At 57.1% G+C, this 18,561-nt stretch carries 21 protein-coding genes; 17 read left to right on the top strand and 4 right to left on the bottom strand.

What is annotated here, in order from left to right; translation table 11 throughout:
- Positions 1–66: 66 nt before the first annotated feature.
- On the bottom strand, positions 67–810 hold the full coding sequence (locus AAIH70_RS24485) for an SDR family NAD(P)-dependent oxidoreductase (RefSeq protein WP_132280917.1): 744 nt from the start codon (positions 808–810) through the stop codon (positions 67–69).
- 167 nt (positions 811–977) lie between these two features.
- On the opposite strand from AAIH70_RS24485, the gene AAIH70_RS24480 reads away from it, so the two are divergent.
- Positions 978–1,559, top strand: coding sequence for a TetR/AcrR family transcriptional regulator (locus tag AAIH70_RS24480; RefSeq protein WP_430036053.1), 582 nt, complete (start codon positions 978–980; stop codon positions 1,557–1,559).
- Between the two features lie 162 nt (positions 1,560–1,721).
- On the opposite strand, the gene AAIH70_RS24475 is transcribed toward AAIH70_RS24480, so the two are convergent.
- Entirely contained in the window at positions 1,722–2,603 is an 882-nt protein-coding gene (locus AAIH70_RS24475; RefSeq protein ID WP_430036051.1) for an AraC family transcriptional regulator N-terminal domain-containing protein, read from the bottom strand.
- 136 nt (positions 2,604–2,739) lie between these two features.
- On the opposite strand from AAIH70_RS24475, the gene AAIH70_RS24470 reads away from it, so the two are divergent.
- From AAIH70_RS24470 to AAIH70_RS24450, 5 genes are all read left to right on the top strand, one after another.
- Positions 2,740–3,483 carry an SDR family NAD(P)-dependent oxidoreductase gene (locus tag AAIH70_RS24470; RefSeq protein ID WP_430036049.1) on the top strand — a complete coding sequence of 248 codons (744 nt, stop codon included), beginning with the start codon at positions 2,740–2,742 and terminating at the stop codon, positions 3,481–3,483.
- A 14-nt stretch (positions 3,484–3,497) separates the two neighbouring features.
- Positions 3,498–3,893, top strand: a complete 396-nt coding sequence (locus AAIH70_RS24465) for a VOC family protein (RefSeq protein ID WP_430036047.1) — start codon at positions 3,498–3,500, stop codon at positions 3,891–3,893.
- A 1-nt stretch (position 3,894) separates the two neighbouring features.
- Complete coding sequence (locus tag AAIH70_RS24460) at positions 3,895–4,878, top strand: saccharopine dehydrogenase family protein (RefSeq protein WP_430036045.1); 984 nt, start codon at positions 3,895–3,897, stop codon at positions 4,876–4,878.
- A gap of 10 nt (positions 4,879–4,888) precedes the next feature.
- Positions 4,889–5,215, top strand: a complete 327-nt coding sequence (locus AAIH70_RS24455) for a nuclear transport factor 2 family protein (RefSeq protein ID WP_430036043.1) — start codon at positions 4,889–4,891, stop codon at positions 5,213–5,215.
- A 103-nt stretch (positions 5,216–5,318) separates the two neighbouring features.
- Complete coding sequence (locus AAIH70_RS24450; protein ID WP_430036041.1) at positions 5,319–5,789, top strand: nuclear transport factor 2 family protein; 471 nt, start codon at positions 5,319–5,321, stop codon at positions 5,787–5,789.
- A gap of 81 nt (positions 5,790–5,870) precedes the next feature.
- On the opposite strand, the gene AAIH70_RS24445 is transcribed toward AAIH70_RS24450, so the two are convergent.
- Together AAIH70_RS24445 and AAIH70_RS24440 are read right to left on the bottom strand one after the other, a co-directional pair.
- A complete protein-coding gene (locus AAIH70_RS24445; protein ID WP_430036039.1) occupies positions 5,871–6,263 on the bottom strand; it encodes a VOC family protein in 393 nt (130 codons plus the stop codon).
- 8 nt (positions 6,264–6,271) lie between these two features.
- Positions 6,272–7,117, bottom strand: a complete 846-nt coding sequence (locus tag AAIH70_RS24440; RefSeq protein WP_430036037.1) for an NAD(P)H-binding protein — start codon at positions 7,115–7,117, stop codon at positions 6,272–6,274.
- A gap of 224 nt (positions 7,118–7,341) precedes the next feature.
- Between AAIH70_RS24440 and AAIH70_RS24435 the strand changes: the two genes are divergently transcribed.
- The 11 genes from AAIH70_RS24435 to AAIH70_RS24385 all read left to right on the top strand — a co-directional run bounded on the left by AAIH70_RS24435 (position 7,342) and on the right by AAIH70_RS24385 (position 18,174).
- Positions 7,342–7,740, top strand: a complete 399-nt coding sequence (locus AAIH70_RS24435; protein WP_430036035.1) for a winged helix-turn-helix transcriptional regulator — start codon at positions 7,342–7,344, stop codon at positions 7,738–7,740.
- A gap of 291 nt (positions 7,741–8,031) precedes the next feature.
- Positions 8,032–9,180 (top strand): hypothetical protein, encoded by a 1,149-nt coding sequence (locus AAIH70_RS24430; RefSeq protein ID WP_430036033.1) that lies wholly within the window; start codon positions 8,032–8,034, stop codon positions 9,178–9,180.
- 57 nt (positions 9,181–9,237) lie between these two features.
- Positions 9,238–9,498, top strand: a complete 261-nt coding sequence (locus AAIH70_RS24425) for a hypothetical protein (protein WP_430036031.1) — start codon at positions 9,238–9,240, stop codon at positions 9,496–9,498.
- A complete protein-coding gene (gene hxsB / locus AAIH70_RS24420; protein WP_430036030.1) occupies positions 9,495–10,904 on the top strand; it encodes a His-Xaa-Ser system radical SAM maturase HxsB in 1,410 nt (469 codons plus the stop codon). The genes AAIH70_RS24425 and hxsB overlap by 4 nt, the downstream gene beginning before the upstream one ends.
- Complete coding sequence (hxsC, locus tag AAIH70_RS24415; protein ID WP_430036028.1) at positions 10,901–11,989, top strand: His-Xaa-Ser system radical SAM maturase HxsC; 1,089 nt, start codon at positions 10,901–10,903, stop codon at positions 11,987–11,989. Before hxsB ends, hxsC begins: the two co-directional genes overlap by 4 nt.
- On the top strand, positions 11,986–12,576 hold the full coding sequence (gene hxsA / locus AAIH70_RS24410; RefSeq protein WP_430036026.1) for a His-Xaa-Ser repeat protein HxsA: 591 nt from the start codon (positions 11,986–11,988) through the stop codon (positions 12,574–12,576). The genes hxsC and hxsA overlap by 4 nt, the downstream gene beginning before the upstream one ends.
- A gap of 26 nt (positions 12,577–12,602) precedes the next feature.
- Positions 12,603–13,280 carry a vWA domain-containing protein gene (locus tag AAIH70_RS24405; RefSeq protein WP_430036024.1) on the top strand — a complete coding sequence of 226 codons (678 nt, stop codon included), beginning with the start codon at positions 12,603–12,605 and terminating at the stop codon, positions 13,278–13,280.
- Positions 13,265–14,050, top strand: coding sequence for a PP2C family serine/threonine-protein phosphatase (locus AAIH70_RS24400; protein WP_430036022.1), 786 nt, complete (start codon positions 13,265–13,267; stop codon positions 14,048–14,050). The genes AAIH70_RS24405 and AAIH70_RS24400 overlap by 16 nt, the downstream gene beginning before the upstream one ends.
- Positions 14,047–15,957 carry a helix-hairpin-helix domain-containing protein gene (locus AAIH70_RS24395; protein WP_430036020.1) on the top strand — a complete coding sequence of 637 codons (1,911 nt, stop codon included), beginning with the start codon at positions 14,047–14,049 and terminating at the stop codon, positions 15,955–15,957. Before AAIH70_RS24400 ends, AAIH70_RS24395 begins: the two co-directional genes overlap by 4 nt.
- A 46-nt stretch (positions 15,958–16,003) precedes the next feature.
- Complete coding sequence (locus AAIH70_RS24390; protein WP_430036018.1) at positions 16,004–16,630, top strand: SH3 domain-containing protein; 627 nt, start codon at positions 16,004–16,006, stop codon at positions 16,628–16,630.
- Between the two features lie 1,181 nt (positions 16,631–17,811).
- The gene (locus AAIH70_RS24385) at positions 17,812–18,174 is read left to right on the top strand and encodes a hypothetical protein (RefSeq protein WP_430036016.1); all 363 of its coding nucleotides are present in this window, start codon (positions 17,812–17,814) and stop codon (positions 18,172–18,174) included.
- Positions 18,175–18,561 lie beyond the last annotated feature (387 nt).

Here is an 18,561-nt window from a genome sequence, read left to right as displayed (position 1 = left end):
GCGCCACCTTTCCAAGAAGTCTTGGGTGTTGAAGGATTGGGCCGGTCTTTGCTCAGCCCACGCGCGTCAGATCTGCGATGCGCCGCCGTCGACGATCAGTTCGACGCCGTTGATGTAGCCAGCGTCCTCGCTGGCGAGGAAGGCGACAGCTTTGGCAATGTCCTTCGGCTGTCCAAGACGGCCCACTGTGCTCTTGGTTTCGAGATGCGCGAGAATCTCGTCGCGCTTTTCCTCGGGGAAGAAGTCGTAGAGGGACTGGGTTCTGACCGGGCCCGGGCTGACGACGTTGATCCGGATGCCAGAACCACGGATGTCGTCGATCCAGGATCTTGCCAGATTCCGAAGGCCCGCCTTGGTCGCACCGTAGACGCTCATCATCGTGCCGGGCTGGATGGAAGCTGTCGACCCGATTAGCACAACTGCGCCGCCGGAACCCATCAGCGGCAGGGCTTTCTGCACGGTGAAGATGACACCCTTCAAGTTGGTGTCGAAAATGCTGTCATATTGCTCTTCGGTGATGGCGCCCAAGGGAGCCAGAATTCCAAAGCCCGCATTGGCAACGAGAATGTCGAGCGTCGAATATTCGGACTTGATGGCGGCATACAGCGTGTCGAGTTCCTGGAGGTTAGAAACGTCTGCCTTGATACCCTTGGTATCGCCGCCGATCTCTTTCACCGCGGCATCAAGCTTTGCGTCCTGGCGACCTGTGATGATGACCTTGGCGCCGAGTGAAGCCAGTTCCTTGGCAATGCCCAGACCGATCCCTGACGATCCGCCCGTGACGAGCGCGACTTTTCCTTCGAATGACATCGATGTTTCCTTTATGACGATGGCAACCTATTTAGCGGTCGCTATATAGACAGCTACAGTCGTTTGCAGTGCGGCGCAACATCTATTTAGCGACCGCTATATATTTTTCTCCAGAGCTTGTCGCCGCAGTTAGCGCTCGCTATAAAGAGAGGCTGAACAGGTGATCCATGGAAACAAAAGTTCGCAAGAGGCGTCCGGCCTTCGATCGGGAGGAAGGGGTGGCAATCGCCCAAGGTCTTTTTCATGAACGCGGCTATGATGCCGTGGGCGTGGCGGACCTGTGCGATGCGCTGGTTATCGTCGCACCCAGTCTCTATGCGGCCTATGGAAGCAAGGCCGAGCTGTTCAATCGGGCGATGAAGCGTTATGTCGAGACCGATTTCTTACCTCTGGACGACATCCTCACGCCGGACAGCAAGCCAGCGGAAGCGTTGACGAAGCTCTTTGTCAGGGCAACCGAACAATATACCCGCCACGATAAGTGGAAGGGCTGCATGGTCACCGAAGGCATGCGCGCTGACGACGAGACGGCCCGCAACATGGCTGCCGAGTTAGCCAAGGGTGGTGCCGACATTATCGCCAACTACATTCAAGAACATCATGCAAGGGATCCAGAGCGGGTAACCGATTACGTTCTGATGACCCTCCGTGGTCTGTCCTCCTATGCCTGCCTCGGCTACTCGACAGAGCGTCTAACCCACTGTGCGGAGATGGCCGGGCGCGCTCTGGACGACGACTTCGCAAGTTAAGCTGTCAGCAGCGTATCACGCCTTGAGCAGGTTTGAAGCCGCGTCCACCACTCATGGGCGCACTAAATCATTGATGAAATCAGGACCGCACGTTTGGTGCTAACAGTAATCCTTCGACCGGACATCCCTCAATAGTCGCCGCGCACCCTGCGCTCCGCGATGTCAGGCCGCCTCGCCTCGAAGCCTTATCGCGTCCTTGGATGGAGGCAATCCAAACTGTCGGGCATATTCCCGGCTGAACTGGTTCGGACTTTCATATCCTACACCGAACGCCACTGATGTCGCGTTTCCCTCTCCAGACATAAGAAGTGTCCGCGCATGCAATAGTCTGACCTGCTTCTGGTACTGGATCGGGCTGAGCGCCGTGACCGCCTTGAAGTGACGATGGAAGGCTGAGATGCTGAGGGAGGCCATCTCGGCAAGCGCCTCGACCCTGAGAGGCTTGGCAAAGTTCTCGCGGATCCAATGGATGGCAACGCCGATCCGCGAGATGGCGGCATCAGGTGCTGCGATATCACGGAGCATCCAGCCGAGCGGACCCTGCAGCACCCGGAACAGTATCTCCCGTTCATAAGCGGGTGCCAGCACGGCAATCTCGTCCGGACGGTCCATCAACCGGAGCATCCGCACCCAGGCGTCGAGGAATTCGTCGTTGACCGGCGCGACGGAGAAGCCGGAGCCGAACAGCTTGCTGCAGACCTGCACGGGCAAGTCGCTGATTAGGGCTGCCACTGTCGGCGGATGCAGCGTCAGGCTGACCGCGAGATAGGGTTCACCGTCCGCCGACGGATGCACCGAACCGACGGCTGGAAGATCGACCGACATGACGAAATAGGTGGCAGGATCATAGGCGAAGGTCCGCTCGCCGACAGTCATCGTCTTCGAACCCGTCAGGATCAGGTTGATCATCGGCTCGTAAACGGCTGACAGCCGATGTTCGGGGATCTCGCCCTGAACCATAGCCACGCGCGGGATGCCTGTCTCGGTGCGGCAGTTTTCCGCAGACGAGGCCAGTCCGCGCAGTTCCTGAAGTTGCTTTTCCATGAGAGTGACCGTGACAGAACAGGGGCCAGTCGGCAACCGCAAAGCAGGAATAGGCAAGCTTTAAAGAGAATTGGGTGAGCGCGGGAGAGCATGCGGGCTTAGCTTGAGATCACACAGAACAGGGAAGGAATGCCCCATGAAGATCGTCATCGTCACCGGCAGCAGCCGGGGTCTTGGAGCCAGCACCGCCGTCGAATGCGCCCGCATCGGGTTGGGCGTCGTCGTCACCTATAACAACAATCCCGGCAAGGCGGACGAGGTCGTGAAGACGATCGTCGAGGGTGGAGGCAAGGCCGTGGCGCTGAAGCTCGATGTCGGCGATGTCGGTTCATTCCCGGCGTTTCGGGATGCGCTTGCCGAGAAGCTGGAGATCCTCTGGGGGCGTAGCGACTTCGACTATCTCGTCAACAATGCCGGATACGGTCTCTACAGTCCGATTGCCGCGGTGACGCAAGAGCAGTTCGACGGCTTGTTCAATGTCCATCTCAAAGGTCCGTTCTTCCTGACCCAGATCCTGCTGCCGCTGATGGCCGACGGCGGCCAGATCGTCAACATCACCAGCGCCACCTCGCGCGTGGCGACGGCCGGTGTCGCACCCTATGCCGCGTTCAAGGGAGGCCTCGAAGTCCTGACCCGCTACATGGCCAAGGAATTCGGCGAGCGGCACATCCGGGCGAACTCGATCGCACCCGGCGCAATCCGCACCGAACTCGGCGGCGGGCTGAACAATGAATTCGAGGCAATGCTCGCGGGTCAGACGGCACTTGGCCGCGTTGGCGAACCGGAAGAGATCGGCGGGGTCGTCGCCAGCCTCCTGTCCGGGCCGAACCGCTGGATCAATGCCCAGAATATCGAAGTTGCGGGTGGCTACATCATCTAACGAAAGAGGCCACCATGCTCGATCATGTCTTCATTTCCGTCAGCGATATCGCCCGGTCCACCGCGTTCTACGAGGCAGCGCTCGCCCCTCTCGGGATTGTTCACGCCCATGACTACGATGGAAAGGATGGCCCTCCCGGTCATCCAGACCTGAAGGGGTTTGGCGCGAATGGCAGGGTGTTCTTCTGGCTCCGCGAAGGCGTGTTCGAGGGACGCGCAGCACATATCGGCTTCGTCGCCAACAGCAAGGCCCAAGTCGATAGCGCCTTTTCCGCTGCGATGTTGGCGGGCGCATCGGAAATCCATCCGCCTGGAGCACAGCTCCACTACGACCCACGCTACTACGCCGCGCAGGTGCGCGACCCCGACGGCTACAGCCTCGAATTCGTCTACAAGGAATGGCAGCACTGACATGACAAAACTGATGATCTATGGCGCGACCGGCTATACCGGTCGCATGGCGGCAGAGCATGCGAAGACGGCAGGCACGCCTCTCGTTCTGGCTGGCCGCAACGAAGCGACCCTCTTCAAACTCGCATCCGAACTTGGGGTGGACTATCGCGTCTTCAGTCTCGACGAACCGGCCGAGGTCGACAAGGGTCTGGCAGGCATCACCGTTCTCCTGAACTGTGCCGGACCCTTCATGCGCACCGCCAAACCGCTGATGACGGCAGCGATCCGCAACGGCGTTCATTACCTCGACACCGCGGCCGAACTCGACAGCTACCGTCTGGCGGAAGTGCTCGACGATCAGGCCAAGGCCGCTGGTACCATGCTCATGCCCGGCGGTGGCGGAAGTGTCGCGATGCTCGGCAGTCTCGCGGGACATGCCGCTGCGCGGGCTGCGAAACCGTTCGGGATCCGGGTTGCCCTGCATGTCGCGGGCGGACTGTCGCGCGGGTCGGCGATCAGTGCCATGGAGAATGTTACGACCGAGACCCTGGCGCGCGTCGACGGCCAGCTCGTCGCCATCCCGGCGACCGGCATCCGCAAGTTCGACTTCGGCAAGGGCGTGGTCGACTGCTTCCCTGTGACGCTACCCGACCTTATCACCATCGCACGGGCCACAGGTGTCGCTGATATCGAAACCTTCGTGCATGTCACCGGCGACGGTTTTCCGCAGGGTGATCTCTCGGCTCTCCCGGACGGCCCGAGCGAAGCGGAGCGTCTGGCCAACCGCTACCAGGCAGCCGTCGAAATCACCGACACGGATGGGAGGATCACCCGTTCCGTTCTCGAAACCGTCAACGGCTATACGTTCACGGCAATGGCCGCAGCCGAGGCCGGCCGTCGTGTGCTGGCAGGCGAGGCCCGTCCCGGTTTCCAGACGCCCGCAGCACTGTTCGGGAATGGTTTCGCGCAGACAATCGCCGACACGATGATCATCGACATCTGAGGAGCCGACCATGCAAGAGATCGTCGAATCCTTCATCCGGACAGCCAATGCATTCGATGTCGAGGCAACCTTGTCCCTGTTTGCACCGGATGCCGTCATCGATGATGTCTCGGTGGGCGATGCCTTCGAGGGAGCTGACGGGGTTCGCCAGTATCTCGAGCGGTTCTTTGTTGGCTACCACACCGCGACCAGGCTTTTGTCCATCGAGATGCTGGATGACCGCACATCAGATGTCCGCGTCGATTTCACCGGCGACTTCGGCCATGAGATCGGCATCCTCAGGATTGTGATCAATGCGGCCGGACTGATCGAGCGGATAGACGCCGACCTCGAATAGCGGTTCCACCCAAGCTTACCCCCCACAACCATCGGCTCCCATGGCGCCGAGGCCGGAAAAGGTTTGCATTCCGCAGGCCTCCGGCATGACAAGGAGTACATTCATGACAACATCATCCTCCCTCACGCAAGACGCTGCCGACAGGCTGGCGGTCGTCGAAGCCCTCTATCGCTTCGCAGCAGGCATCGATCTGCGCGACCAGGCGCTTCTGTCATCGTCGCTTGCCGAAAACGCCGTTTCTGATTTCAGGCCAGCCGGGGCGAAGGCGGGTTTCGAATATCCGGTTATCGAAGGCAGGGATGTCATCGTTACGGCCCTGTCGACATCGCTTCGCTCCGTCGATACGACCCATTCCGTCAGCAATCCTCGCGTCACCATTGATGGCGATACCGCCCGGATGGACGTGCTCGTCGAGGCCCAGCATGTTTTGCGCAGCGATCCATCACGATTTTATATGATGAAGAACCGCTACGATGTCGAACTGGAGAGGAGCGGTGATGTCTGGGTCATCACGCGCAACACGGTCGACAACGTCTGGCGTTCCGGGGATCCGGCAGTGCTTGCCGACATCTAGGCCGATGTGAAATCAGCGAAAGGCGGCAGGAGCAAGGTTCCTGCCGTCTTTCGCTTGCTCGTTTGCGCCCAGCAGATCTATTCAACTCATCTGCGGCCCCAAGAAATACACCGCAAGCTTGTTGCCATCAGGATCGCGGGTGTAGGCTGCAACGGCATGCGGTGCCCAAGGTCTTGGCCCGACCGGACCCTCATCCGGGCTTCCGAAACGCAGCGCCGCAGTATGAAAAGCAGTGACAGCATCACTCGAAGGTGCCTGGAAGCTTATAGTGGCACCGTTTCCGAAGGTCGCCGCTTCTCCGTTGATCGGCCTCACCGCGAGGAAGGCCGGGCGGTCAATCCCCCAAGCCGATCCGCTATCGCCCATGTCCCCGAGACGGCTCCATCCGAGCGCACTCAAAACGGCATCGTAGAACTTGCGTGACCGGAGGATATCGTTCGTGCCGACGGTGACATGCGTGAATGATCCTTGCATCTCAATCCTCACGGCAACAGAGAAGAAAGAACCTGGCGCAGACTCTGCGGAACGCGCCCTGTCAGTCGTTCCACATCACCCGAGAGGTAGTCGAGGTTATGGGCTGCAGAATCACGCTTCGTTTCCACGATCGCCTCCACGAGGTCGGTAGGTAGGTTCGCCGCGGCAAGTCCGGATCGCAGATCGCTTTCTGAAAGTGCGATGAATCCGACAGGCTTCCCGATCAGTTCGCTGACCAGAGCGGCTTTCTGTTCGCCGCTGATCCTCTCGGGTCCGCTGATCTGGTAGATGGCTCCCTCGTGCCCGTCGCCCTTCAGAACAGCCGCGGCAGATCGCGCGAGATCGTCGCGGGCCATATAGGTCACCGATTCATATCCGAGCCCGGCCAGCATGCCATGGGCGGCCGACATCTGGACTTCCTGCGCGAAGGCCTCCACATAGAATCCAGACCGAAGGATTGTCCAGGACGATGCGTTTGCAATGAGATGCTGTTCGCCGATCCAGAAATCGCGCGCCATAGAAGGCACATCGACCTTCCGCGTGCCCTGCAGAGAGACCACGACGACATGCTTCACCCCCGCTGCGACCGCAGCGTCTATGGCGGCACGGAACTGTGGCCCCCGCACGTTTGGCCTGAGATCGGCACTGGGAATGAGAAGCAGCCGGTCAAGCCCGGCATAGGCTTGCGAAAGGCTGTCGGGTCGATCATAGTCGCCGAACCGCCCCTCGACGTCCGCGATCACTGTCTCCGGCTGGCGTGATATGCCGACGAGATCGTTTCCTCCGTGCTCGACGAGATAACCGAGGACGGCCTTTCCAAGTTGCCCGTTCGCGCCGCTGACACCAATTTTCATACGCATTCTCCGACGAACATTATGTTCGTCACGAACATATGGAAATCGGGAGTATCGGCACAAGAATGCACAAATTTGTACACTACGATCACCGATGTTCGTGGCATGGCTGGGCGAGCACCTTGAGCGACGGCAATCCAGTTCTGATTTGATCGTCACGAACTATTTGTTCGTTTGGTCGCGTGCTATCGTGACCGCCATCTGCAGTAATCAAGGAGAAGCTCGTGTCGCAGCAGGACCAGCCCGGTCTGCCGAAATTTGCAGACAGCGATCATAGCCAGTGCCAGATGATTTCCAGCCTGCTTGACCGCGTTGGCGACAAGTGGACGGTGATGGTGGTCGGCGTGCTTGCCGATGGGCCAGTGCGTTTCAATGCGATCATGAGAGAGGTCGGCGGCGTGTCGCACCGCATGCTTACCCTGACGCTGCGCGGTCTTGAGCGGGACGGCATCGTGGAGAGGCGGGCTTTTCCCACGATACCTCCGAAGGTGGAATATGAGCTGACACCCCTTGGACAATCGCTGGTCGAACCGTTGGAGCAGGTGATGAACTGGGTTCGCTTAAACCAGGAGATTATCGAGAAAGCACGTGGTGCATTCGATGCTCGACCATCGACAACGTGAAAACGCTGGTACCGGATTAATCGCGAGATCCAGTTTTTAAGCTCTTGAGCCATAACGAACCGTCGCCCCCTTTAATCAGAGGCACGCTTCTCTCAACTGACGAGCGAAATCAAAGGGTTGGTCAAAGCCTATTGACGGTTCGATAAGCTTCCGTTGATTGATAGAGACTTGCACGCATACTGATTGGGTGCTTTCATCATCTTAAGCAATAATTGCACCCAACCGCTAGCTGGATGGCCGATTATAGGCCGCGGCATTCCTATGAGTTAGGCTATGGGGAATTCGACGTAGATGCTGATGAATTGGAGACGGCGTCTGACTACCGCGATAGCCATCGCTGTCGCAGCAATCGCAATTCCTGCGCTGAGCCTCGCACAAACAATTGAAAACCTTGCACTGGGCAACGATAAGGCAGCGCTGCAACGTTTTGGAACTCCCAAGAAGACTGAAACGATCGCTGGCTACACAACCAACCTATATAGGTTGCCGAGCGGTATAGATTTCTCTGCGACATTTGAGATCTCGACAAGCCGCATGGTATCTCTCGAAGGGCTTTGGGCGGGCAGCGGGACCGGTCCGTTCGCCGGTTTCGGTGATTTCCGCTTCGGCGAAACCAAATTGTCAGACATCAAGGCCCGCACGGCGAGCAATGGCATCCTCTACACGAATGTACCGCTAGTCGCCGCCAATGCGTCAGGCTCAATCGAGTTCTCCACGTTCTATGACGTCGCGGCTAGCGCGAATGTCGTCCGCTTCGTCACATCGATAGACCGAGAACCTCTCAAGACACTACGCCAACGCTATGGTGACAAGGCATACGAGAATGCCGGAGCTTCCGCAGTCCTCCGATCGTTGACAGTCGCATCAAGAGATTATCTGGAGAGATCGGCAGGTAAAGCGCGCGTACTGGATATCGGGTACGGCCCGGTTTCGTGGTCGCCGCAAACCGCGCCTACGAACGTTAACACCCCTGCCATCTCCCTTGCGCGGATCAAGCCGTCACAATTGCCCGTATTTCGCGTGTACGATGGCCCCCGGAATTTCCCGGACTTCTCCGGTCGAGATAGCAAATTTAGCACGCACCGCACCAGGATCACCAACGGGATGACAGACAAACCGACGTTCGCAGGCGAGTTTTCGGTTGTCCAGATCGGTTGCGGTAGCAGCTGCTCGTTTGCCTATGTCGCCAACAACCGGACGGGCGAAGTCTACGCTGCGCCTGTCGGCGGCGAACATAACCTTTCCCTTGAACTCAAGTACGAAGTGGGGAGCCGATTGATGATCTCGCAGTGGGGTGACTACGGGGCCAACAAATGTTTCGTGCAGTTCTTCAGCTTCGACGATGGCGACTGGACGGAGTTGCTTAAACGCGAAGTCGGCGCACTGGACGCTTGTTCGAAAACAGTTACCGAAAACATCCTGTCGGAACGCAAGATTTAGAGATTGCTCACTCATTCACAACCTCCTAGTGTCCTCAAAACACTCCGGAACCCGTGCATGGCGTCGATACCAACCAGAATAGAGTTCCCCAGAGAATTCGTCCCATACCTTCCCGATGCGGTCGTGCGTTTCAGGTATCTGAATCCGCGCATCCAGATGGAGACCGGAGAAGCTTTTGTTGTCTTATCAAGCGACGGGGACGAGCCAAAGCCGCACGATCTCGAGCGTCAATTCCTGTTCTGTCTTTACAGGCAGAAGGTATATGCTGAGACCCTTGCGCTTCGCACGACGCTGATTGCCGGAGTGACAGGCGGTTGACCGTATTCCCGCTCAAATTCCGACCAACAGCTGACGGTCATGTCCTATTCGCCGATGACGCAGGTGGTTTTTTCAAGTCCGACGAGGCGTTTCTGTCGCGATACGCCCGCGCGCGACTGACCGCCGCCGACGATATATTCCTTCTGCGCAACGGCCATGCCTTCGAGGAGGCCGGAGATCTCGCGTATTCCGGCTTCGAGTATAGGTTTGCCAGTCGGTTATATGCCCCGGGTCCCATGGACTATATTATTCTGGTCCCGACGCTGAGGTGCAACCTCGCCTGTGGCTACTGCCAGGTATCCAGAGTGAACGAGCACACTCCTGGTTTCGACTGGAGCGAAGAGACGCTAGCAGCTGTGATCTCTTTCCTTGGCACGATCACGGCACCCAAGATGAAAATCGAATTCCAGGGCGGGGAGCCAACACTCCGCTTGGATATTCTGACCACAATTCGCGATTTCTGCAGATCCCGGTTCGAATTGTGCGAATTCGTTGTATGCACGAACCTTCAGGACGTGTCGCCCGAGGTATGGAACTTCTTGAGCCTGCCCGATGTCTTCGTGAGCACGTCCCTAGATGGCGATGTGGCTACCCACGAGGTTCAGCGGACGTTCAATTCTCCGCGGACCGATCAGTTCGTCGAAAACCTCGACTCCGCGATCGCACGTCTGGGTAACGGCAAGGTATCAGCACTGCCGACGATAGATCCTCGCCGACCGCCGGATCCGAGGTCTATCATTGAGGCCTACACCTCCAGAGGCATGCACTCGATCTATCTCAGACCCGTGAATTACCAGGGATTTGCCCGCAAGCGATATGACGCACGAGCGTCCTCATCAGCATGGAACGCATACCATGCCAGGTTCATCGACGAACTCGTCAACTATAATTGGGCAGCCGAGACCCCCGCTGAGGAATATTACTTCGTCCATTGTCTGCGCCGGATATTGCGAGCAGGACATAACGGCCACGTCGATCTCCGCAATCCCAACATTGTCGGCCACGGATACGTTGTGATCGACCACGACGGTAAAATCTATCCTACGGACGAGGCCCGAATGGTGAGCCGCGTCGGACAGTTCGACCTGTCGATGGGTGATGTTTTTACCGGCATGTCGAGATCAACGATAGACGCATTGAACCAGGAGGCTTCAAACAACTTCCATCCAGACTGTGTTCACTGTGCCTATCAGGCGTATTGCGGCATAGATCTCGTTGATGACCTCTCCCGCTACGGACGGATCGACGTTCCCAAGCACGAAACCGACTTCTGTCAGCGGCACCTCGCGATCTTCGACAAAATTTTTGAGATGATCTACTCCGATGATCCCAAGGTTCGTAAATCACTTGCGATCTGGGCCGGCGTCCCAAATTTCGACGCCTCGCTGGCACGGTGGCAGCTTTGATTGATCTCCGTCTCGAAATCGACCCGCTTCCGATCGTCGAGCCGCTGGTCATCCGACTTACACATGAGCCGTCGAAATGCGAGACAGAGCACGATGCCGTTTTGGTGGAGACCAACGGCACAAGGCTCGAGTACGACTACAACGGATTCTCACTCGTCCTGCGCCGACGAGGTGACGAGAATTTCGACGGCGACGTTATCCTAGCCTTACCCGGGCAGCGTACCGCCCATAGGCTGATCAGGTCAGCATCGCCTCACAACACCTTCTTGGTCACCGAGCAGTGTGATCAGCTATGCGTTATGTGCTCGCAACCGCCAAAGAAGTACCATACTGACCTGTTTTCCCAGTTCGCCGTTGCTGCAAGCCTTGCTCCCATCAATGCTACGATCGGCATCTCAGGAGGCGAACCTCTGCTGCACAAGGACCGTCTATTCTCAATGGTCGAAGCTGTCGCACTGGCGAGGCCGGACATCAAGTTTCACATCCTCAGCAACGGTCAGCATCTTATCGCTGAAGACGTCAGACGCTTGGCTACGATTGGCACCGAGAGGATACTTTGGGGTATCCCCCTATACGCTGCAGACGGACCGAACCATGATCGTATTGTAGGGAAGGAAGGCGCATTCCACCAGCTCCAGCGCGGACTTGCCATTCTCATGAAAGCGGGGGCGTCCGTGGAACTGCGTACCGTCGTTATGCAGCAGAATAAGAACCAATTGGTCGAACTGGCGGATTTTGTATTTACTCGCCTGAGCGCCATCGAAGTTTGGGCAATAATGCAGATGGAGCGCATCGGTTACGGACGAATGAATTGGGCGACCTCGTTCCAAGACTCGTCCACCGACTTTGCCCAGATTGCCAAGGCGATCGATTTGAGCGCAGCCCGTGGAATTCCCGTCGCCCTGTACAATTTTCCGCTCTGTTCAGTGCCCGCGCCATACCGGGAATTTGCTCTGTCAACAATCTCGGACTGGAAGCGGAAGTATCTGGACATTTGCGAGAAATGCGGCTCGCGTGCAGCTTGTGGTGGTTTCTTCGAATGGTATAGTCAGAAGGAAGGGTTTGCGGCGCTGGGTGCAATATGAAGAAAAGACTATTTCTTATTCCGTCGTTGATCGCGGCGGGATTTCTGCCGTCCAAAGCCGGCGCGGTTCTCCCCGGTGACTTGGTAGGCAAGAAGAGCGGACAACCTTCCATTCTCGAGAGGCTGAAGCTCAAGCACATTTTCACTTTGGCGGGGCACAGATCGCATAGCTCGCACCGGTCACACTCTAGCCATCGCTCCAGCAGCGGCAGCGGGTACAGCTCTCGTAGCTACAGCGCTCCGACATACACGGCTCCTTCAGCTCCGACATACACAGCGCCCGCACCCACCTATACGCCCCCCGCGCCCGTATATACTCCCCCTGCCGTGCCACCCACGCCGCCCCTAGCTGCGACGCTCGCGGCGCCGCTCAAGGCCTTGCCGGGCAACACAGACAAGTTCAAACGTATCGCGATGCAGGTCCAGACCGCCCTCACTGCTTATGGATATTATGCCGGCTTGATCGATGGGAAGGTTGGTCCTGGTTGCAAGACGGCGCTGATCGCCATGCAGACGGACTACCGGCTAAAGGTCACTGGTACCATTACTCCCGAAGTGCTCGATGCATTCGGGATCGTCGCGAACTGAATTCCTACTAAGAGAAAGTTATCGCAATGAGCAATCCATTCGAGCAACAGCCATTCGAAGGCGCGGAGTTCGTCGACAATCCGGAGCCGCGTTGCCCCTGTCTTCTAATTTTGGACGTTTCTGGCTCGATGAATGGAAAGCCGATCCGCGAACTCAACGATGGCCTTGTCCAGTTTCGCGACGAATTGTTTGCGGACTCTTTGGCGGCAAAGCGCGTAGAGGTTGGAATCGTAATATTCGGCCCTGTATCCATCGTCAACGATTTCCAAGGCGTTCAGACCTGGTATGCCCCACAATTGGAGTCACAGGGTGACACGCCCATGGGAGCGGCAATCGAGCAGGGCCTACAGCTTCTCAGGGATCGCAAGAACCAGTATAGGCAAAACGGCATCTCTTACTATCGGCCCTGGATATTCCTGATCACTGATGGCGGTCCGACGGATTCCTGGCAGGGCGCAGCTAACGCTGTGAAAGCCGGTGAAGCCGAGAAAGCATTCTCATTCTTTGCGGTAGGGGTCGAAGGCGCAAATATGGACGTTCTCGGGCAGATCAGCGCCCGCGCTCCTCTTGCCCTCAAGGAACTGCGCTTCCGCGACCTATTTTCCTGGCTCTCGAGTTCCCTTAGCTCGGTTTCCCAATCGAACCCGGGCGACGCTGTACCATTGTCCAACCCGGCAACGCCGAATGGATGGGCTTCCGTTTAATGGATGTATCCTGGCGTTGGGCTGGAGCCCGGTCCATCGGAACGTCGCATATCAAGACCGGTACACCGTGTCAGGACTACGCGTGCGCCAAGGAATTTTACACGCACGAAGGTCCTGTCATGGTTGCCGTCGTATCTGACGGTGCGGGAAGTGCCTTGCATGCGGAAATCGGCTCGCGGACCGTGTGTCTGGCGTTTTTGAAAGCGTGCAGGTCATTCCTCGCCCGATCTTCTTTGTCGTCTCTGATCGAGGACGATGTCTGGGATTGGATTGACGGTGTTCGCGAGGCCATAAACATCAGGGCCAAAGCAGCCAATGCGCGGCCCCGCGATTTCGCTGCAACATTGGTGGCAGTGCTCGCTGCTCCGAACCTTTCTGTTGTTGTACACATTGGCGACGGAGCTGTTGTTCTGAAGCAAGCTGGCACGGAAGAGTGGTTGGTTCCATCATGGCCATTCCAAGGAGAATATGCATCCACCACCTCATTCGTGACCGATGACCCACAGCCTAGATTGGTGGTTACGGTCGTGGAAGGTATTGTCGATGAGTTTGCCGTGTTCTCAGATGGCATCGAACGTCTGGTGCTCGACCATGTGTCCAAGTCAGCGCACCAACCCTTTTTCACAAGAATGCTCGCACCGCTAAAAGCATCGCGGGGTCGATCCTTTGAACGCGATCTCTCCAGAGCGCTTCAAAAATACCTCGAAACCCCAGCCGTTTGTGAGCGCACGGATGACGACAAATCCCTCATACTGGGGCTCAGGTTATGACGACGGTTACCTCGTCCGATGGTCGCCGCCTTACCCTCGGCACGTTGATTGGCAAGGGGGGCGAAGGAGCGGTTCACCACATAGTCGAAACGACAGATCTGGCAGCGAAGATCTATAATCCGGGGAAAGCATGCGAGCGTCGGGACAAGGTGGCAGCGATGGTGGCCAGTTCTCTTCACCGTCAATCTGACTACGTCGCTTTTCCCGTCGACACTCTGACGTCGTCTTCGGGCGAATTTGTCGGCTTCACGATGAAGAAGGTGGCCGGCTACAAGAGCGTCCATGACCTGTACGGCCCCGGAAGTCGGAAGGTCGAGTTTCCGACCGCCGACATGAAATTCTTGCTGCGGTCGGCTATCAACCTTGCAAGCGCCGTCGCCAGTATCCATGCGACCGGCTGTGTTATCGGCGATATTAATCATTCTGGGATCCTCGTCTCCAATAAGGCGATGATATCGCTTATCGACAGCGACTCATTTCAGTATCGGTCCGGTGGCACCACATATCGCTGCCTTGTCGGTGTGGCGGAATACACGCCCCCAGAGTTGCAAGGGACGCTATTCGACAAGGTCGACCGGACCGCGAACCACGACAATTTCGGTCTCTCCGTTCTTCTCTTCCAGCTCCTATTCTTGGGTAGACATCCATTTGCCGGAAAATATCTCGGTAAAGGCGACATGGACATCAAGACGGCGATCAAAGAGGGCCGTTATGCTTACAGCTCGCGGAAAGCCGAAACAATGATGGAGCCGCCGCCTTTCGTGCCGGCACTTGGCGACTACGGAGATGACATCCGACAAGCGTTCGAAGACGCATTCATGCCTCCAATGAGGCAACCCAGGGGACGGCCCACGGCAGCGACATGGCTAGGTCTATTGAAGGCGGTCGAGGGCAATCTAGCTACGTGCACTGCGGACAAATCGCACGCCTACCCTCGCCAATTGGGCGGGTGCCCTTGGTGCAGATTAGAACGAACCATGGGAAGATCACTCTTCCCGGCCCATTTCACTCCCGGCGCTCCTATCATGGACATCGGGCAACTTCTAACTGCCATTAAAACCATGTCGACACCCCCTCGGGCACCCGATCCTGAGCAGCTTCTCGGGCCTCTACCCGGACTCAACCGATCGGCCGCCGCGAAACAAGCGCGAAATGAGCGGAGCGCTGCTGTTGCAGCCGGTGTAGTCGCGGCAGGTGTGGCCTTTTACTTGATGTCTGCCGTCAGCGGTTTCTGGGGCGTCGCGCTTCTGATCGGCGTCGGCATAGTTACGATACGCTCCATGGACATTAAGGCGAGATTTGCATCGGAATTGAGCGGCGCCAAGAGCGGTTGGGAGGAACAGCGGAAACTCTGGGAAACCAAAGCCGGACCCGAGACGTTCGAAAATCGACGGAACCACTACATTGCTCTCGCCGCAGCCCATGTGAGCCTTCCACAGAAAGAGCGTGAACGTTTTGCTGTCTTGGAACATAAAAAGAGACAGCTTCAGCTCGAGAAACACATGGAGTCACATCGGATCGGTCGAGCCAAGATTCCCCGGGTCGGTCAAGGCCGAAAAGCGACGTTGGAATCCTACGGCTTCGAGAACGCTTGGGATGTCCAACAACGGTCTGTGACGAGTGTTCCCGGTTTCGGTCCTTCCCTAGCCAGCGATGTTGAGACGTGGGCAAGAACGGTAGAGAGGAAATTCGTCTTCAACGCCTCGATCCCAACCGATCCGGCCGCCGTGCAGGCCGTGAAGAACGATATCGCGAAGCAGCGGGCCGAGATCGAAAGAGAACTGACCAAAGCGCCGGCGGATCTAAAGCTCATAGCCGATACCGCGAGTGCACTCAGGATAACACCGCCACTGGCGCTGGTCGAAGCATATAAGCGACTAAAACAAGTCGAACTCGATGTGAGCTAACGCGACTATGGCGACATCATACAAAAGCTTTTGGCTGATACTAGGAATGACGGCGGCTGCGCTCGTGATTGCCAACGCGACGTCGACCAAAAATGGTTCATCTAGCTACAGCCCAAGCAAAAAGTACAATGACGCCCCGTCTGCTCAGGTATTTCCACCTCAGTCGACAACCTCAACGGCTTCGTCACGCCCGGTACAAAAAACCGTGGCCACACCCGATTCTACGCCAGCCATACCCAATGTGAACGATAAAGCGACAATGACAGTAACCCGGTCCATCGACCGTGACATCCGAGCAGCATTCGAGGACGCCATAAAGGTTGCGCGCGCAGTCCCTGATCCGGAGGCGACAGAAATTACAGAAGGTGAGCCGGAGGCCCCGAGACAACTTCCAACACTGGAAACCAGAGCGGTTTCATCGTCGCCAAGAATCTTTGATGAGCCCATCGATGCCAAGGCACAGCCTGAGGGTATCACGCGCGAACGTGTTCGGACGTTTACAGACCTCAACCTTCGAGAGGGACCGGATCCAGCTTATCTCAAGGTAGAAACGCTCGCTAACGGCACTATACTGTTCGTGTTGGAAAAGAACGGGAAATGGTGGAGGGTACAATCCGCGACCTCTGGAGTCGAAGGCTGGATCAACGGGACATTTGTGAAACCTGCCGATTAGCCGCGCCGCAGCAGTCACTAGAGCCGATTTGAGCCTCTGGTAGACAACGCGGAAAGGCGAATGTCGAACTGTTCAAACTGCCGCTTTGAAGGGATCTGAACCGACCACCCCTGTTATTTGATAGCGGGGGAAGTCGTATGTCTTAAGGGCGAACGGTTGATATGGGCCGTTATCGGACTGGCCGGTATCAGCGGGGAATTCGAGAAAGCTGACATCCAACATCCTACAGGGACACAGTCCGCGCGGTATTTAGCGCAGGTTTAATCGAATACCGGGGTAGAAGTGCAAATCTGCAAAAGCCCTCTTTCATGTGCCTTATTTGGTGCGCTTGCTAGGTTTGAGGGACGGTGTATTCCCTGGTGTGCCTTTGTTATCACGGCGGCGCTCATCCGGTTTCCCTGCGGATTTCGCTATCGGCTTTGGCCCTGGTTTAAGTGGCATGAATGCTCTCCTTTTTTGATAAAAGAAATAAGCCTGCGCGTACCTTCTGACGGGGGCTTAGGACACAGCAATCCCATGTAACAGTCCACACTAGTTCTGGCTAAAGTCAAGGCCCAAGGTATGTTGCTACAGTAGCAACATTTCACAAAAATCGGCAGGCCAGGCCGGAGGCACTTTGCCTCAGTGTCCTTGTCAGCGGCAGTGAGGGCGATCTGGTTATTCTGTATGGACGAAGTTTCTGAGCGCCTGCTGTCGGCCAGGATTGGCGTCAGCCTCGGCCGGTCACGTTGGTGGAGGTGCTACCGTCTGTTTCAGGAGCAAAGCCTGCTCCCTGCGCTGTCCTTCACTGTCAGGACGGCACACCGACGGCAGCTCTCTGCGCATTGCTGCCGTTTGTCTCGGATGCAGCGAATGACAGCTTCCCGCCCTTCTTGTTCCTTGACGTCGGCGCGTGCGAACGACGGCTTTCACGACGGTTCGGGAACTGCATGAACGACCGATTTGAGGGCGCAAAACACCCCTTCCAACGACGCTAGGCGGCGCGCCCTGTTGCTATACTCTCGCGCACGCTCCATGCTTGCCTAAGAACTGGAGATTGACGGTTGAGTCATCACTTAACGACAGCCTTACGAATATGCAACACTGCGAAGGCGATACTCCGCAAGACCCGAAGTTTTCCCGGCGAGGCGTCTACGGACCACGATGTTGCCCTCCATATGAACGAGATAGGAGTCGAACCGATGCTCCTTGCTCTCGCAATGGAGCTGGCATTGAAGGCATGGTTTGTCTTCGATTTCGATGACCCTAAACACTCCAGGTCACATGACCTCTCCAAATTATTCGGCCGGCTCAAACCAGAAAGTCAGGAGAAACTAGCTCAGGAATTCAAAAGGTCGGTCGCACCGTATCACCCCAACATCTTCTATGGCGATTACAGCATTGAACATGTGCTCCATCAGCATAAGGATGCCTTTGTAGACTGGCGCTACATGCACGAGCCTAAGTCGACGATGTTCGAACGCGGAGCTTTCGAGGCGACGCTTGAAATGGTTCTCAGTGAGTTTGACAAAAGCTACTACACCCTGCCGGTGGCCCCGCTTTAGCCGTCCTGACCGAAGTCAGTCACGATCAGGCCGGACGCGTTCGGTGGGTCGCCGGCCAGCCTGGCAAGGCGCCTGCCTATGCCGGCACCGATTTTATAGTCGCCAGGGACGGGCGGATAACAGGGCTCTGCATCTTTTTAACGGCCAACTCGATCCGACCAACCCATCGGTCCAAACGATCGCTTCTGGCGCGCAAACGATGTGGTTCAGCGGCTTCCATAATGTCTGCTTCCCGACCGCCGCGATGACGGCCTCTATCGCCGACTTGACGGCGCTAAGCTGCCAAAGCGTCATGCGCTCTGCGGTCCTGAAAAGATTGGAACCTTCGGCCCCGTTAACCAAATAAGGCTAAAAAGCTAAAATCGCTCAGCACCGGACGTCGGCTGG

The organism is Neorhizobium sp. BT27B (genome assembly GCF_050455485.1).
Classification (GTDB): domain Bacteria; phylum Pseudomonadota; class Alphaproteobacteria; order Rhizobiales; family Rhizobiaceae; genus Neorhizobium.
This window is presented reverse-complemented; position numbering and strand designations above follow the sequence as displayed.

Excerpts from the sequence above, each read along its gene's own strand:
- AAIH70_RS24485 (WP_132280917.1), bottom strand. The coding sequence starts at position 810 with ATGTCATTCGAAGGAAAAGTCGCGCTCGTCACGGGCGGATCGTCAGGG.
- AAIH70_RS24480 (WP_430036053.1), top strand. The coding sequence starts at position 978 with ATGGAAACAAAAGTTCGCAAGAGGCGTCCGGCCTTCGATCGGGAGGAA.
- AAIH70_RS24475 (WP_430036051.1), bottom strand. The coding sequence starts at position 2,603 with ATGGAAAAGCAACTTCAGGAACTGCGCGGACTGGCCTCGTCTGCGGAA.
- AAIH70_RS24470 (WP_430036049.1), top strand. The coding sequence starts at position 2,740 with ATGAAGATCGTCATCGTCACCGGCAGCAGCCGGGGTCTTGGAGCCAGC.
- AAIH70_RS24465 (WP_430036047.1), top strand. The coding sequence starts at position 3,498 with ATGCTCGATCATGTCTTCATTTCCGTCAGCGATATCGCCCGGTCCACC.
- AAIH70_RS24460 (WP_430036045.1), top strand. The coding sequence starts at position 3,895 with ATGACAAAACTGATGATCTATGGCGCGACCGGCTATACCGGTCGCATG.
- AAIH70_RS24455 (WP_430036043.1), top strand. The coding sequence starts at position 4,889 with ATGCAAGAGATCGTCGAATCCTTCATCCGGACAGCCAATGCATTCGAT.
- AAIH70_RS24450 (WP_430036041.1), top strand. The coding sequence starts at position 5,319 with ATGACAACATCATCCTCCCTCACGCAAGACGCTGCCGACAGGCTGGCG.
- AAIH70_RS24445 (WP_430036039.1), bottom strand. The coding sequence starts at position 6,263 with ATGCAAGGATCATTCACGCATGTCACCGTCGGCACGAACGATATCCTC.
- AAIH70_RS24440 (WP_430036037.1), bottom strand. The coding sequence starts at position 7,117 with ATGAAAATTGGTGTCAGCGGCGCGAACGGGCAACTTGGAAAGGCCGTC.
- AAIH70_RS24430 (WP_430036033.1), top strand. The coding sequence starts at position 8,032 with ATGCTGATGAATTGGAGACGGCGTCTGACTACCGCGATAGCCATCGCT.
- AAIH70_RS24425 (WP_430036031.1), top strand. The coding sequence starts at position 9,238 with ATGGCGTCGATACCAACCAGAATAGAGTTCCCCAGAGAATTCGTCCCA.
- hxsA (WP_430036026.1), top strand. The coding sequence starts at position 11,986 with ATGAAGAAAAGACTATTTCTTATTCCGTCGTTGATCGCGGCGGGATTT.
- AAIH70_RS24405 (WP_430036024.1), top strand. The coding sequence starts at position 12,603 with ATGAGCAATCCATTCGAGCAACAGCCATTCGAAGGCGCGGAGTTCGTC.
- AAIH70_RS24400 (WP_430036022.1), top strand. The coding sequence starts at position 13,265 with ATGGGCTTCCGTTTAATGGATGTATCCTGGCGTTGGGCTGGAGCCCGG.
- AAIH70_RS24395 (WP_430036020.1), top strand. The coding sequence starts at position 14,047 with ATGACGACGGTTACCTCGTCCGATGGTCGCCGCCTTACCCTCGGCACG.
- AAIH70_RS24390 (WP_430036018.1), top strand. The coding sequence starts at position 16,004 with ATGACGGCGGCTGCGCTCGTGATTGCCAACGCGACGTCGACCAAAAAT.
- AAIH70_RS24385 (WP_430036016.1), top strand. The coding sequence starts at position 17,812 with ATGCTCCTTGCTCTCGCAATGGAGCTGGCATTGAAGGCATGGTTTGTC.